The sequence below is a fragment of the Alicyclobacillus suci genome, from assembly GCF_017329615.1.
In the GTDB taxonomy this organism is placed as follows: Bacteria; Bacillota; Bacilli; order Alicyclobacillales; family Alicyclobacillaceae; genus Alicyclobacillus; species Alicyclobacillus suci.
The window spans coordinates 1-271 of the sequence record NZ_JAFMTW010000220.1 but is presented as its reverse complement, the minus strand read 5'-3'; the positions used below and the strand labels follow the sequence as shown (position 1 = coordinate 271).

Sequence of the window (271 nt, the reverse complement as noted above, 5' to 3'; positions counted from 1 at the left end):
GCCATCGGCTCAGCTATCTAACTGCTTCGTCATGCGCACTGAGGACAATCTGGAGCACATCGCCCAGACGATCCGCGACGTCATGTGGATCACCAAGGGCACCGGCGGCATTGGGTTGTCGATGTCGGATCTTCGCTGCGAGGGATCCCCGATCCGCTCAGATAACACTGCATCAACTGGGCCGATCCCCTTCATACACACCTTGACTCCACACTGCGTGCGGTCTCTCGGGGAGGCAAGAAGCTCGGCGCCTTGTGCTTCTACCTGGAGA

At 59.0% G+C, this 271-nt stretch carries 1 protein-coding gene; it reads left to right on the top strand.

The features are described from left to right. Positions 1-31: 31 nt before the first annotated feature. The coding region (locus tag J3482_RS22060; protein WP_369123495.1) for a ribonucleotide reductase barrel domain-containing protein at positions 32-271 on the top strand (240 nt) is incomplete at its 3' end.